This window comes from Streptomyces sp. NPDC024687, assembly GCF_055559055.1.
Window position 1 is genome coordinate 535,540 of the sequence record NZ_JBVHLJ010000004.1, and the last position, 13,308, is coordinate 548,847.

The window sequence follows — 13,308 nt, forward strand, 5'->3', positions numbered from 1 at the left end:
CCGGAGTGACGAACGGATCATGGGAGACTCGCCCTCATGAGCGGCAAGGCGGACCCCCGGCCGGCGGGGGAAGGGACCACCTCGAGGGCGCGGCTGGACCGGGGGCGCGGTGCGCTCGGGCCCGCGCTGGAGCTCGTGCACACCGGGCGCGCCCCGACCCGGGCCGTGCTCACCGCCGAGCTCGGGGTGACGCGGGCGACGGCCGGCGCGGTGGCCGCCGAGCTGGAGGCGCTCGGACTGATCCGCGTCGACGCGAGGCCCACCGCGGCCGCCGGTTCCCAGGGCAGGCCCTCGCACCGCCTCGCGGTCGCCAAGGAGGGTCCTGTCGTGCTGGCCGCGCAGGTGCACGCCGACGGTTTCCGGGCCGCCCTGGTCGGGCTGGGCGGCCGTATCGTCGCCACCGCGCCCGGCTGCGAGACCGTCGACGCCGACCCCGCGAAGGTCCTCGGCTCCGTCGTGGAGGCGGGCGCCGACCTGCTGCGCACGACCGGCAGACGCTGCGTCGGCGCCGGACTCGCCGTGCCGTCCGCGGTCGCCGAACCCGAGGGCCTCGCCCTCAACCCCCTGCATCTGGCCTGGCCCGCGGGCGCCCCCGTCCGCCGTACCTTCGACGAATGCGTGCGCGCCGCCGGCATCACCGGACCGGCCTTCGCGGGCAACGACGTCAACCTCGCCGCTCTCGCCGAGCACCGGCACGGCGCGGGCCGCGGCGCCCGCGACCTGCTGTGCGTGGCGACCGGACACCGAGGTGTGGGCGGGGCGCTGGTGCTCGACGGGCGTCTGCACACGGGCAGTTCGGGCCTGGCCCTGGAAGTGGGCCACCTCACCGTGAACCCCGAGGGCCGCCCCTGCTACTGCGGCAGCCGCGGCTGCCTGGACGTCGAGGCCGACCCGCTGGCCCTGCTCACTGCGGCGGGACTCGACCCCGGCCCCGAACAGTCCCTGCTCCGGCAGGCCGACGACCTCGTCCGCGACCACTACGACGACCCCGCCGTCCGTACGGCGGCCGAGTCGCTGATCGACCGCCTGGGACTGGGTCTCGCCGGTCTCGTCAACATCCTCAACCCGGACCGCATCATCCTCGGCGGCCTCCACCGCACCCTCCTGGACGCCGACCCCGAGCGCCTGCGGGCCGTCGTCGCCGAGCGCAGCCTGTGGGGACAGAGCGGCGGCGTCCCCATCCTGGCCTGCACCCTGGACCACAACAGCCTTGTCGGAGCGGCAGAGTTGGCGTGGCAGCCCGTGCTGGACGATCCGCTGCGGGCACTGACCCGTGGCTGAGCTGCTCGAGACGCGGGGGCTGCGCCTGGTCGAGGTGGCGCCCCCGGTGGTCCCGGCCGGGACGCGGACGGCCATGAACCGCGAGTGGGACCGGGCGGTCCTGGCCAACCCGGCGCTCTTCGACGGTCCGGTGGTGGTCTGCGCGGGACTGTCCCGGGAAACCCCGGACACCCTGCTCGTCTCCTGGTCCCGCGTCACCTATCGCTACTTCGCCCTGCGCCGCGTCCCGGGCGCCACCGCTCTGCGGTCCCTGTTCGTGAGCGTGGTGCAGCCGACGCAGGACGGGCGCGTACTGGTGGGCCGTATGTCGTCGTCCACCGCCACGCCCGGCCGCTGGCAGTTCCCCGGCGGCTCCGTGGAACCGCCCACCGGTGAGGCGCCGCTCGACGAGGACGCACTGCGCCGCCACGCGGCCGTTGAACTGGCCGAGGAGACGGGCGTCGACCTCCCGGCCGCCGACCTCACCCGCTGTCTGATCACCCACGGCGAGGACGGACAGGTCGGTGTCCACTACCTGGCGCCGCCCCTGCCCGCGCCCCGCCTCCACGAGCGTTTCGAGACACTCGTGGCCGTCGAGACGGCACGAGGGCAGGCCCCGGAGTTCGACCGGGTCGCCCTCGTCGGCGCACCCGCCGACCTGCCGGACCTCGCCGGTCCGCACGTCGCCTACCTGGAACCCGTCGTCCGTTGGGCAAACCGCCGAGTAGGCTCGTGACATGCGGATCTCCGTCTCCTCGGACATGGACGAACCAGTCGCGCGCACCCTCGTCGACGAACTGCGCGCGCGGGGCCACGACGTGGTCGCCCACGGCGCCCTGAGCCCCGGCGCCGACCCGCAGTGGGCCGTCTGCTCGGAGGCCGCGGCCCGTGAGGTGGCCGCGGGGACGGCCGACCAGGCCGTCGTGTGCTGCTGGACCGGGACCGGCGCCTCCATCGCCGCGAACAAGGTCCCCGGCGTACGGGCCGCCCTGTGCACGGACGCCTACACCGCGGACGGCGCCCGCCGCTGGAACGACGCCAACGTCCTCGCGCTCAGCCTCCGCCTCACCTCCGAGCCGCTCCTCAAGGAGATCCTCGACGCCTGGTTCACCGCCGAGCCGAGCGAGGACGCCGAGGACCGGGAGAATGTGGCCCGGGTGGAGCGCCTGGACGCCGGCCGGTCCTAGAAGCGCGCGCTCCGGTCAGGCGCTGAGCGCGCCCGCCACCTTCAGCTCCCCGTGGTCGATCAGCCATCGCACCGACTCCAGTACGGCGGCCTCCGGTTCGTAGCGCGGGGCATACCCGAGAAGGGTCCTGGCCTTCTCGATGGTGAAGCACTGGCTGCGGTACAGGTGCTCCCAGCTCACGTCGGCGTGTTCCGGGGCCGTGGTCCTGCGGAACTGCTCCCAGGTCACCGGCTCCAGCGTCGCGGCCCGGCCGAACCAGCCGGCCGCGACGCGGGCGTATCCGCGGACGTTCAGCGCGCTGGGAGCGACGACGTTGAAGTCCTCTCCCGCCGCCGCGTCCCGGTGCTCGATCGCTCGCTCGAAGGCCTGTGCCACGTCGTCCGCGTGCACATGGTGCATCAGCTCGACACCGCTGCCGGGGATCCGCAGCGGCTGTCCCGCCGAGAGCGCGTACCAGACCGCCGGGTCGAGGTTCCCCAGCGGGCCGACCGGATGCCAGCCGGGGCCCACGATGTGCCCGGGGTGCAGGGAGGTGGTCACCAGGCCCCCGGAAGCGGTCTCCTCCTTCAGCATCCGGGCGATCCGGCCCTTCTGGATGCCGTACTCCCCGACGGGCGGGGTCCCCGTGCTCTCGGAGATCGGCAGCTTGTCGGCGGGGCCGTGGCGCCACACGCTGCCGCAGTGCAGCAGATGCCCGACCTCGCCGCGCAACCTCTCGACCAGCGCGGTGGCCGAGTCCAGGGTGAAACAGACCAGGTCGACGACGACATCCGGGCCCAGCCCGGCCACCCGGCCCCCGAAGCCGCCGTCCCTGTCCTCCCGCTCCCGGTCGGCGACCACCTGACGCACCTGCTGCCATTCGGGGGCTTCCGCGTAGGCGGTGCGCGTGCCGCGGCTGATGTTGACCACTTCGTGGCTGGCCCGCACCAGGCGGGGGACCAGGAAGGTGCCGATGTGCCCGCTTCCGCCGATCACGACGACTCGCATGTTCATCCCATCGCTGTCAGGCCGGTCAGGTCAGTCTGGTCGAGCGCCCGGCGGTGCCGTCAAGCTCCACAGCGCCGACGTGCGCCGACGTGCGCCGACCTGCGCCGGCCCTCGGTGGACATCTCGGTGGGCGCAGGGCCGTTGTCAGTGGCGGCGACTAGCCTGCGGGCATGATCGACAGGACTGAGGACGACCGCGCCTTCCCGCCCGCCCTGGCCGACGTGGCCCGCGTGGAGTTCGACTACGCCGACGGCGAGGGCGTGGACTTCGAGCCGTACGACGCCTTCGACTCCGCCGAGGAGACCACCGACTGGCTGCGCCACTGGACCGGCAACCACGAACTGGACGGCGACGACTACCGGGTCTTCGGACAGGACGGCACCGGGGGCCTCGCCGCCCTGTGGTGCGTGCGGCAGGGGCGGCCCCTTGTCGAGCAGCCCGTGGTGTTCCTGGGCTCGGAGGGCGAGCGCGGTGTGGTCGCGGCGAACCTGTCCGACTTCCTGTGGGTGCTGGCCGACGGCCTGGGCCCGATGGAGGTGGTGGAGCACGAGCAGTACGACGCCCGCCCGAACCCGGCGCTGACCGAACTCGCCGAGCGTCACGCGAGCACCCCGCGCCGCCCCACCCGCGACATCGTCACCTCCGCCCGCTCCGAGTTCCCGGCCTTCTCCGAGGACATCGACGCCCTCTGCCGGTGAGTGCCCTCCCCTGGTGAGCGCCCGGCCGGTGAGCGGCGTCAAGGGCGGCTCCACTCCACGGCCAGGGCCCGACCGGGGTTGTCGACGAAAATGTGCCGCACCAGTTCCTCACCCAGCTCGAGGGCGAGTCGCGGACGCACCCGGCGCAGCAGATACGGCATCCCGGGGCCCCCGTCGACCGACCGGGCGGCCGCGGTCGTGGTGTCGCCACCGAGGAGGAGACGGTCCCCGTGACCCGCCTCGGCGAGGGCGCGTACGGCGTCCGGCATGCGCCAGTCCGTGGCGTGGTTGGCGCGCGACGGCCCGTCGAAGGCGAGGTAGCAGCCCGACGCGGCGGCCTGGGCGTGCACGGTGAGGTCGGGGGAGCGGTTGAGGTGACCGAGGATCACCTGCCGCGGTGGCACCCCCAACTCCCCGCACAGCAGGTCCAGTACGTCCAGCGCGCCGGTCCCCAGCTCCAGGTGGACGGCGATCGGCGCCCCCGTCGCACGATGTGCCTCGGCCGCCGCGGACATGGTCCAGCGGGCGTGCGCGTCCAGAGCGTGGAAACCGCCCGCCACCTTGATCAGTCCCGCGCGGACCCCCGACACCCCGATGCCCTCGGTCAGTTCGGCGACGAAGACATCGGCGAGCCTGCCGCGCAGCCCGGAGAGCGTGGCGTCGTCGTAGTGGATCGCCTGGTGCAGCCCGGTGGCGGCGACGATCCGCACCCCGGTCTCCCGGACCAGGGGCGGCAGATCGGCGGCTCGCCGCCCCAGCCCGTACGGCGTCCACTGCACCACTGCGCCACCGCCCTGCGCGGCGAACGCCGCCAGCTCGGCCCGCGCCGCGGAGACACTCCGCAGTTCCTGACCCGGCAGTCGGGGACTTCCGAAGAACAGATGGTCGTGAGCGTCGCACACCCCGAGCTGCCCGGCGGGCACGTCACCGGCCACCGTACGGACCGCAACCGCGCTCACCACTGTCGTCCCCGCGGCAGCCGCCCCCGGCCCGGTGCCGACACATGCAGCACCTCGAACACCTCGCCGTCCGCCCCGGACGGCTGATGCGCCCAGAGCGAGAAGTGCCCGAGCTCCCAGCGGGCCGTGTCCACCACGGCCGCCGCGAGCACCGCGCCCTCCTGCCCGGCCAGCCGCTCCGTCTCACCCACGGCGTCCGCCATCGCCTCGGTCAACTCCACGCCCTGCGGCACAGGTTGACACCGCCGCACGGCCCACCGGGCAGGAGAGCGGGCGGCGCCTCCCTCCTCGTACGACAGGCCTGTCCACTGACGCACGGACGGCCGCCCGAAGTCGTCGCTGAGTCCTTGGAAGGCACCTCCCCAGAGGAAGGCGTTCATGCCCTCCACGGTGTTCCAGAGGTAGAAGGGCGCGTACTGGTTGACGGGCGAGCCGCTCACCCCGCGCTCGCGCATGAGATATGTCTTGAGGGCGAGCCCCTCCCAGTCGTCCAGCACATGCCCGACCCGGGCCACGCGCGCGCGGATGACGTCCATCTCGTAGTCGGTGGGCAGGGTGAGTTCGTACTGCATCGCGTGCATCGGTCGCCTCCTCTACGGCGCTTGGGGAGTGAGCAGCGAGAGCAGGCCCCGCACACCTCTGTCGAACGCGGCGGGCGAGCCGGACGCACGGGCCAGGACATAGCCGCCCTGGACGGTCGCGAGCACGGTCGCCGCGATCTCCTCGCCGTCCAGCGACGCCGCGAACTGGCCCTGTTCCTTGCCCTCTTCGACGATCCCGGCGATGCGCTCACGGATCCAGTCGATCGTCTCGTCGACCGGCGCGCGCAGTTCGTCGCTGGCGACGACATCCGGATCCATCGTGAGCCGACCGATCGGGCAGCCGCGCAGCACGTCGCGCTCACGCCGCAGATACGCCTCGATGCGCTCGTACGGCGTGCCGGGCCCGCCGAGTACTCCCTCGGCGGTGGCGCGCAGCTCCTCGGCGGTCCTTCGGATCGCGGCGAGGGCGAGGTCGGGCTTGCCCTTGAAGTGGTGGTACATGCTGCCCTGTCCGGCCCCCGCGCGCTCCAGGATGGCCTTGGGGCTCGTCCCCACATAGCCGCGCTCCCACAGCAGCTCACGGGTGGACTCGATCAGTCGGTCCGAGGTGCTCATGCTCTCACTGTACATACTAGTAGTTACAGAAGTCGAGGCCTTTGGGGAGCAGGCGGAAGTCCTCCGCGTACTCCCCGTGAGGTACGCGCACTGCCGCTGGCCGTACGACGACCCGACCCCCTCCCCGGAGCCAGTCTCGAAGCAGCACCGAACGACACGTTCAGAAACTCCAGGGAGATGAACCGACATGCAGACTCTCGCGAACTGGGACGGTGGCCCGGGCCCGTGGATCCTCTTCTTCCCGTTGATCTGGGCGGCCGTCGTGCTCGGCGTCGTCACGGTCCTGCGCCGCACCGCCTGGCGCGGCCGCCGCGGCCCCTGGCGCACTCCGGCCGACGCCGGCCCCTCCGGGGACTCGCCGATCGCCATGCTCGGCCGCCGCTTCGCCTCCGGCGAGATCGACGAGGACGAGTACTGGCGCCGACTGTCCGTCCTGGACGAGCAGTTCGGCCGTGCGGCGGGCAAGGGCGGTGCGGCATGACCGCCACGACCGCCTCGACGAGGACGTTGCCGGCCGCCCGGGTGGTCGACGCCGTGAAGGTGTACGGCAGCGGCGACACCGGCGTGCGGGCCCTGGACGGGGTGAGCGTCGACTTCCCGGCCGGCCGCTTCACCGCGATCATGGGGCCCTCCGGCTCCGGCAAGTCCACCCTCATGCACTGCGCGGCCGGCCTCGACACGCTCACCGAGGGCACCTCCTACATCGGCGACACCGATCTGGGCTCCCTCGACGACCGCCGCCTGACCCTCCTGCGCCGGGACCGCGTCGGCTTCGTCTTCCAGGCGTTCAACCTGGTGCCGACGCTGACCGTCGAGGAGAACATCCGACTGCCGCTGGACCTCGCGGGAGGCAAGGGGGACCCCGAGTGGATCGACGCGCTGATCGACGTGGTCGGCCTGCGTGACCGGCTCCGTCACCGGCCTTCCGAGCTCTCCGGCGGGCAGCAGCAACGCGTCGCCGTGGCCCGGGCGTTCGCCGGCCGTCCCGACGTCGTCTTCGCCGACGAGCCCACCGGAAACCTTGACTCCCGCTCCGGCGGCGAGGTACTCGGTCTCCTCGGCAGGACGGTGCGCCAGACGGCCCGCACGGTCGTCATGGTCACCCACGACCCGGTGGCCGCGGCCCACGCCGACGAGGTCGTCTTCCTCGCCGACGGACGCCTGGTGGACCGGATGGAATCCCCGACCGCCGACAGGGTCCTGGACCGCCTGAAGGCCTTCGAGGTGACGTCCCGGGCGGGGGTGCCCTCCAGGACGGGGGTGTCCTCACGGGCGGGGGTGTCGTCCAGGGCGGAGGTGTCGTCCCGGGTGGGGGTTCTCTCCGGGGAGGGGATGCCCTCTCGGTCGGAGGTGTCGCCCCGAGCGGTGGTGCCCTCTCGGACCGATCTGACCTCCCGGGCGGAGGAGGCCTCCCGGTCCGAGTCGACCTCCCGGGCGGAGGGGTCTTCCCGGTCCGAGTCGACCTCCCGGGCGGAGGGGTCTTCCCGGTCCGAGTCGACCTCCCGGACGGAAGGGGCTTCCCGGTCCGAGCCGACCTCCCGGACGGAGGGGGCTTCCCGGTCCGAGCCGACGCCCCAGACGGAGGCGTCCCCCCCGGACCGAGGCGCCCCCACGCACGCAAGCCCCCACGCAGCCGCAGGCGCCCTCGCGGACCCGATCCCTCCCGGGACCGGAGACTCCCTCTCCAACCACAGGACCGGAGACTCCCTCTCCAACCGCGGCACCGGAGTCTCTCTCTCCGACCCGGGCGGAGGATCCCTCATGAACGCCTCCCTCCGCCTGAGCGTGTCGTCCCTGCGTGCCCACAAGCGCCGCTTCGCCGGGACCTTCCTCGCCGTGTTCCTCGGGGTCGCCTTCCTCGCCGGAACACTCGTCATGGGCGACACCCTCCGCGCCGGCTTCGACACCATGTTCGGCAACGCGACCGGCGGCACCGACGCCGTGGTCCGCAGCGCCGAGGCCATCAGCACGCCGGGGGAGAGCCAGGGAGTGCGCGAGCCGGTCGCCACCGACCTGGTCGAGACCGTCGAACAGGTACCCGGCGTCGCGGCCGCCGCCCCCGACATCCAGGGCGCCGGCCAGCTCGTCGGCAAGAACGGCAAGCCCATCGGCGGCCAGGGTCCGCCCACCCTCGCCGGCAACTGGATCGACGACCCGAAGCTCAACCCGTACCAACTCGCCGAGGGCCGCGCGCCGAAGAGGCGCGGCGAGGTCGTCGTCAACCGCGGTACCGCCGAGAAGGGCCACCTGAGGATCGGCGACACGACGATCCTGCGCACACCCGACCCCGTCGAGGTGACCATCGTCGGTCTCGCGACCTTCGGCGGCGAAGACGGCATGGCCCAGGTGACGTTCACGGGCATGACTCAGGCCGACGCCGAGAAGTACCTTACGGCCCGGCCCGGCGAGGCGTCGAGCATCCAGGTGCGCGCAGGCCCCGGTGTCAGCCAGCGGGAGCTCGTCGACCGGCTGACGAGCGTACTGCCCCAGGGCGTTGAGGCGATCACCGGTCAGGAGTCGACCGAGGAGAACACCGACATGATCTCCAGCCAGTTCCTGACCGCCTTCACAGCCTTCCTGTTGGTGTTCTCGGGCGTGGCCCTGCTCGTCGCCACCTTCTCCATCCACAACACCTTCGCGATCGTCGTCGCCCAACGCACCCGCGAGAACGCCCTGTTGCGAGCACTCGGCGCCTCCCGTCGCCAGGTCACCGCATCGACCCTCACCGAGGCGAGCGTCGTGGCGGTCACCGCCTCCGCCGCGGGCCTCGCGGGCGGCATCGGAATCGCCGCCGGCCTCCAGGCACTGTTCCCGGCGATCGGATTCCCTTTCCCCGAGGGCGCCTTGGTGGTCAGCGCGCTGTCGATGCTGCTGCCGCTCGCGGTCGGCGTCGTGGTCTGCCTGGGCTCCGCGCTGCTGCCCGCCGTACGCGCCGGCCGCACCGCACCTCTCGCCGCACTGCGCGAGACGGCCGTCGACCGGTCGGGCACCTCCCGCGTCCGTGCCGTCACCGGATCCGGCCTGGCCGCACTGGCCATGGCCGTCACCCTCACCGGCGTCCTGGTGTCACCGTCCCTCTGGCTCGCGGGCACCGGAGCCCTTCTGGCGCTCGTCGCGTTCGTGGTCCTCGGCCCGGTCGCCTCCACGACCGCCGTACATGTGCTCGGCGGTCCCCTCGACCGGCTCCGCGGTGTCACCGGCTCCCTCGCCCGGCGCAACGCCCTGCGCAGCCCCAAGAGGACGGCCGCGACCGCCGGTGCGCTGATGATCGGCGTGGCCGTGGTCTCACTGTTCACGGTGTTCGGGGCGTCCCTGAAGGCCACCATGGACCAGACCGTGTCCCGGTCCTTCGCGGGCGATGTCGCCGTCAGCACACCGTCGTTCGGCGCGGGCGGCAGCGGACTGAGCCCGCGGCTCGCCGGAGCCGTCCAGCAACTGCCCGAGGTGGACACGGCCGTGGGTCTCGGGCGCGGTGTCGCCGAAGTCGACGGACAGGGACGGGCGTTGACCGTCACCGATCCGCTCGCCCTGGAGCGCACCTTCGACCTCGGCACCGTGCGGGGCTCCCTGCGCGAGCTCGGCACCGACGGCATCGCCATCACCGAGTCGGAGGCGCGGAAGCAGGGCCTCACGACCGGCGACAAGGCCCGACTCACCTTCACGGATGGCAAGAAGGACATGTTCACGGTCCGCGCGGTCTACGGACGGTCCGAGCTGGCGGGAGACTACGTCATCACCCGCGCGGCCTGGGCCCCGCACCGCACGCAGGACTCCGACACGCTCGTCGCGGTCTCCTTCAAGGACGGCGTGAGCGCCGGCGCGGGCAAGGCGGCGGTGGAGAAGGTGGCGGCACGGTACGGCCATCCCGAGGTGCAGACCCGCGACGAGTACGCGCAGTCCTCGGCCGGCGGCATAGACATGATGCTGACCCTGGTCTACGCGCTGCTCGCCCTCGCGGTCCTCATCGCACTGCTGGGCATCGCCAACACACTGACCCTGGCGATCCACGAGCGCACCCGCGAACTGGGCCTGCTGAGGGCCGTGGGCCAGACCCGTTCCCAGCTGCGCGCCATGGTCCGCTGGGAGTCCGTCCTGGTCGCCGCCTTCGGCACGGTCGGCGGACTCACCCTCGGCGCCTTCCTGGGCTGGGTCCTGGTCAGGGCCTCGGACGGGACGAGCGACAGCACCTTCGCCTTCGCGATGCCACCGCTGCAACTCGCGGTGGTCGCCCTGGTGGGCGTCGCCGCGGGAGCCCTCGCGGGCCTGCGCCCGGCCCAACGTGCCGCCCGTCTCGACGTACTGCGGGCGATCGCCACCGAGTGAGGCCGGTAAAAGCCCGCCGACGGTCACTGAGCGGCCGCGTCGGCCGCGGGAGCCCGGGAGGGGCGCGCCCCGCGGGCGCACGAGCGGAAGGAGAAGGCGTCACCGCCCGGTCAGCCGGCAACGGCCGACCGGGCGGGAGTGTGTTCGGGCCTGCGGCCGTCGACCCGCACCTCGGCGAACCTGAGCGCGGACTTGTCGAGGACGGTGCGACGCGGTGGCCGTGCGGCGGAGGGCGTCGGGAGTGTGAACCACACGAACTTCCCCGACTCGCCGTCCGGCCGTACGCCCCAGCTCTCGCTGACCGCGGCGACCATCGCGAGCCCTCGCCCGCACGTGGCGAGCGGCTCGGTGTCCTTGATGTCGGCCACGACCGGCAGACGCGGGTCGTGGTCGTGCACCGAGACCATGAGCCGGTCGAGCAGCAGCTCGATCTTCACGGTGCACGTCTTGTCGGGCTGGGCATGGCGGTGGACGTTGGTCAACAGCTCCGTCACACCGAGCACGGCCCGGTCTATGAGGGGATCCAGATGCCAGTAGCGCAACTGTGCGGAAAGGATTCTGCGGACCTGGCCGATCCGCGCCGGCAGAGCCTGAAGCTCCACAGTGCAATGCCTGCTTGGGTGACTGATCACGGCTGCGACTCCCCGACGTGAGGTCCGGAAGAACACGGAGTTCGGATCGATCCGGCAGGTGCCTGCGTGAAACGGCCGCCTGCCGTCGTGCCCGGCGGGCTGGTGTGCAGCGTGATCGCCGGTAAACCCAGAGTGATGTGAGACCAGCGTGACGCAGGAGGTGCGACTTCGCAACTCGCGGTGACCTAGTCGCTACGCCCCGCAGCCCTGCGTACGGCCTCGATGAACCGGCGTGCCGCGGGCGGCCCGGGCTCGCCCGGCGCGGGATCCTTCTCGCCCAGGGTCAGCAGATACCGGTTGCCGTTGAGGTCCGCGAGAGCCCGGTCGTCCGCGGCGAACCAGGGCTTGGAAGCGCGCACCGCCTGTACCGGCGCGCTGTCGATCTCGCTGCCGTAACTGGTGAGCAGTTCCAGCCTGCCGTCGTTGATCCGGACCTGGCCGGCCCGGGTGAGCGAGCGCAACCTCTTCCCGATCCGCACGCCCATAGCCGTGAACTCCGGCTCCGCCATGCCGCCCCGCCCCCTTGTGCGCGTCGGTGTGCCGGCTCCTGCTCCCGTGTGGGCCGAGAGCCGGCTTCTGTCGTGACCCAGTGTGCGCGCCCCCGTTCGAGACGTCCGTCCCGCCCGGTGCAGTCTGCCCGCCACGGGCGTCGAGCACCAGTGCGCATGACATCTCGCCGGGGGCGCCCGGAGCACTCGTTCGAATGCGCCCCCGCCGCCTCGCTCCGCTGCGACCCCAGGCTGTCTTTGGGGTGCTCAAAGGTGTGTTTATGCAGGTGAGAAGCGTGCGGAAGGTGTCTATGATCGAGACATCCGCCGCGCGACGCGCCGTCGGCGCGCAGTGTTAGGAGCCCCGCCGTGAGCACCCCTCAGCAGACCCGGACCGGCGACACCCTCGACGTCGACCACAGTGACACCGCCTACCGCGGCTGGCTGAAAGAAGCCGTCCGCAAGGTCCAGGCCGACGCCAACCGCTCGGCCGACACGCACCTTCTGCGCTTCCCGCTCCCGGAGAGGTGGGGCATCGACCTGTACCTCAAGGACGAGTCGACCCACCCCACGGGCAGCCTCAAGCACCGGCTCGCCCGCTCGCTGTTCCTCTACGGTCTGTGCAATGGCTGGATCAGGCCGGGCCGCCCGGTGATCGAGGCGTCCAGCGGCTCCACCGCTGTGTCCGAGGCGTACTTCGCGAAACTGATCGGCGTGCCCTTCATCGCGGTCATGCCGCGCACGACGAGCGCCGAGAAGATCCGCCTGATCGAGTTCCACGGCGGCCGGTGCCACTTCGTGGACGACCCGCGCACCATGTACGAGGAGTCCGCCCGCCTCGCGGTGGAGAGGGGCGGCCACTACATGGACCAGTTCACCTACGCGGAACGGGCCACGGACTGGCGCGGCAACAACAACATCGCCGAATCCATCTTCAGACAAATGGAGTTGGAGCGTTTCCCGGAGCCGGCGTGGATCGTCGCCACGGCCGGCACCGGCGGCACCTCGGCGACCCTCGCCCGGTACGTCCACTACATGCAGCACGACACCCGTATCTGTGTGGCCGATCCGGAGAACTCCTGTTTCTTCGAGGGCTGGAGCACCGGCGATCCGGACGTCACGTGCGACTGCGGCTCGCGCATCGAGGGCATCGGCCGGCCGCGCATGGAGCCGAGCTTCGTGCCCGGAGCGATCGACCGCATGATGAAGGTCCCGGACGCGGCCAGTGTCGCCGCCGTGCGCGCACTGGATCGTGCCATCGGGCGCCGGGCGGGCGGCTCGACGGGCACCGGACTGTGGAGCGCGCTGAAGATCGTCGCCGAGATGGTGGCCGAGGGCCGCCGGGGGAGCGTCGTCACCCTTCTCTGCGACCCCGGCGACCGGTACCTGGACAAGTACTACTCGGACGCGTGGCTGGCCGAGCAGGGTCTGGACATCGAGCCGTACACGGCGGCGATCGCCGCACTGCTGGAGACGGGGGTCTGGCCCGGCCAGGTCGCTCCCGCCGGCCCCTAGCGGACAGAAGCTGTACGACCCTCGCCGGCACCGGCACGGCAAGCTGGACCCGAAGGGCCTGGTCTCGTCGACAAGCCGCAGAAGGCGGCCCGACCTGCACCC

At 72.2% G+C, this 13,308-nt stretch carries 13 protein-coding genes and 1 pseudogene; 8 read left to right on the top strand and 6 right to left on the bottom strand.

The features are described from left to right. Window positions 1-36 precede the first annotated feature (36 nt). The 3 genes from ACZ39I_RS19080 to ACZ39I_RS19090 are packed head-to-tail and all read left to right on the top strand — an operon-like array spanning window position 37 to window position 2,447. A complete protein-coding gene (locus tag ACZ39I_RS19080; protein WP_467245512.1) occupies window positions 37-1,281 on the top strand; it encodes an ROK family protein in 1,245 nt (414 codons plus the stop codon). Then, window positions 1,274-1,996, top strand: coding sequence for an NUDIX hydrolase (locus ACZ39I_RS19085; protein WP_467245513.1), 723 nt, complete (start codon window positions 1,274-1,276; stop codon window positions 1,994-1,996). The genes ACZ39I_RS19080 and ACZ39I_RS19085 overlap by 8 nt, the downstream gene beginning before the upstream one ends. Window position 1,997: 1 nt before the next feature. After that, complete coding sequence (locus ACZ39I_RS19090; protein ID WP_467245514.1) at window positions 1,998-2,447, top strand: RpiB/LacA/LacB family sugar-phosphate isomerase; 450 nt, start codon at window positions 1,998-2,000, stop codon at window positions 2,445-2,447. Window positions 2,448-2,462: 15 nt separating this feature from the next. Here the strand turns inward: ACZ39I_RS19090 and ACZ39I_RS19095 are convergent, their stop codons facing one another. Continuing rightward, the gene (locus ACZ39I_RS19095; protein ID WP_467245515.1) at window positions 2,463-3,440 is read right to left on the bottom strand and encodes an NAD-dependent epimerase/dehydratase family protein; all 978 of its coding nucleotides are present in this window, start codon (window positions 3,438-3,440) and stop codon (window positions 2,463-2,465) included. Window positions 3,441-3,604: 164 nt separating this feature from the next. Between ACZ39I_RS19095 and ACZ39I_RS19100 the strand changes: the two genes are divergently transcribed. Further along, on the top strand, window positions 3,605-4,132 hold the full coding sequence (locus tag ACZ39I_RS19100) for an SMI1/KNR4 family protein (RefSeq protein WP_467245516.1): 528 nt from the start codon (window positions 3,605-3,607) through the stop codon (window positions 4,130-4,132). A gap of 38 nt (window positions 4,133-4,170) precedes the next feature. On the opposite strand, the gene ACZ39I_RS19105 is transcribed toward ACZ39I_RS19100, so the two are convergent. From ACZ39I_RS19105 to ACZ39I_RS19115, 3 genes are read right to left on the bottom strand one after another with little or no spacing between them, the layout of a single operon-like run. Next, a complete protein-coding gene (locus ACZ39I_RS19105; protein ID WP_467245517.1) occupies window positions 4,171-5,094 on the bottom strand; it encodes a phosphotriesterase family protein in 924 nt (307 codons plus the stop codon). Continuing rightward, entirely contained in the window at window positions 5,088-5,672 is a 585-nt protein-coding gene (locus ACZ39I_RS19110; RefSeq protein ID WP_467245518.1) for a DUF4865 family protein, read from the bottom strand. The genes ACZ39I_RS19105 and ACZ39I_RS19110 overlap by 7 nt, the downstream gene beginning before the upstream one ends. A gap of 12 nt (window positions 5,673-5,684) precedes the next feature. Continuing rightward, window positions 5,685-6,263, bottom strand: a complete 579-nt coding sequence (locus tag ACZ39I_RS19115) for a TetR/AcrR family transcriptional regulator (RefSeq protein ID WP_467245519.1) — start codon at window positions 6,261-6,263, stop codon at window positions 5,685-5,687. A gap of 172 nt (window positions 6,264-6,435) precedes the next feature. On the opposite strand from ACZ39I_RS19115, the gene ACZ39I_RS19120 reads away from it, so the two are divergent. From ACZ39I_RS19120 to ACZ39I_RS19130, 3 genes and pseudogenes are all read left to right on the top strand, one after another. Continuing rightward, window positions 6,436-6,729, top strand: coding sequence for an SHOCT domain-containing protein (locus ACZ39I_RS19120; RefSeq protein ID WP_467245520.1), 294 nt, complete (start codon window positions 6,436-6,438; stop codon window positions 6,727-6,729). After that, window positions 6,726-7,481: pseudogene (locus tag ACZ39I_RS19125) on the top strand (ABC transporter ATP-binding protein); the annotation flags it as partial. The gene ACZ39I_RS19120 and the pseudogene ACZ39I_RS19125, both read left to right, overlap by 4 nt. Before the next feature lie 528 nt (window positions 7,482-8,009). Further along, a complete protein-coding gene (locus ACZ39I_RS19130; RefSeq protein ID WP_467245706.1) occupies window positions 8,010-10,571 on the top strand; it encodes an ABC transporter permease in 2,562 nt (853 codons plus the stop codon). A gap of 110 nt (window positions 10,572-10,681) precedes the next feature. Here ACZ39I_RS19130 and ACZ39I_RS19135 read toward each other — a convergent pair whose 3' ends face one another. Both ACZ39I_RS19135 and ACZ39I_RS19140 read right to left on the bottom strand, forming a co-directional pair. Then, a complete protein-coding gene (locus ACZ39I_RS19135; protein ID WP_467245521.1) occupies window positions 10,682-11,203 on the bottom strand; it encodes an ATP-binding protein in 522 nt (173 codons plus the stop codon). A 185-nt stretch (window positions 11,204-11,388) separates the two neighbouring features. Beyond that, complete coding sequence (locus ACZ39I_RS19140) at window positions 11,389-11,712, bottom strand: hypothetical protein (protein WP_352386322.1); 324 nt, start codon at window positions 11,710-11,712, stop codon at window positions 11,389-11,391. Between the two features lie 348 nt (window positions 11,713-12,060). On the opposite strand from ACZ39I_RS19140, the gene cds1 reads away from it, so the two are divergent. Next, window positions 12,061-13,206 (top strand): L-cysteine desulfhydrase Cds1, encoded by a 1,146-nt coding sequence (gene cds1 / locus ACZ39I_RS19145; protein ID WP_467245522.1) that lies wholly within the window; start codon window positions 12,061-12,063, stop codon window positions 13,204-13,206. Window positions 13,207-13,308 lie beyond the last annotated feature (102 nt).

Excerpts from the sequence above, each read along its gene's own strand:
- ACZ39I_RS19115 (WP_467245519.1), bottom strand. The coding sequence starts at position 6,263 with ATGTACAGTGAGAGCATGAGCACCTCGGACCGACTGATCGAGTCCACC.
- ACZ39I_RS19100 (WP_467245516.1), top strand. The coding sequence starts at position 3,605 with ATGATCGACAGGACTGAGGACGACCGCGCCTTCCCGCCCGCCCTGGCC.
- ACZ39I_RS19140 (WP_352386322.1), bottom strand. The coding sequence starts at position 11,712 with ATGGCGGAGCCGGAGTTCACGGCTATGGGCGTGCGGATCGGGAAGAGG.
- ACZ39I_RS19110 (WP_467245518.1), bottom strand. The coding sequence starts at position 5,672 with ATGCACGCGATGCAGTACGAACTCACCCTGCCCACCGACTACGAGATG.
- ACZ39I_RS19130 (WP_467245706.1), top strand. The coding sequence starts at position 8,010 with ATGAACGCCTCCCTCCGCCTGAGCGTGTCGTCCCTGCGTGCCCACAAG.
- ACZ39I_RS19095 (WP_467245515.1), bottom strand. The coding sequence starts at position 3,440 with ATGAACATGCGAGTCGTCGTGATCGGCGGAAGCGGGCACATCGGCACC.
- ACZ39I_RS19120 (WP_467245520.1), top strand. The coding sequence starts at position 6,436 with ATGCAGACTCTCGCGAACTGGGACGGTGGCCCGGGCCCGTGGATCCTC.
- ACZ39I_RS19080 (WP_467245512.1), top strand. The coding sequence starts at position 37 with ATGAGCGGCAAGGCGGACCCCCGGCCGGCGGGGGAAGGGACCACCTCG.
- ACZ39I_RS19090 (WP_467245514.1), top strand. The coding sequence starts at position 1,998 with ATGCGGATCTCCGTCTCCTCGGACATGGACGAACCAGTCGCGCGCACC.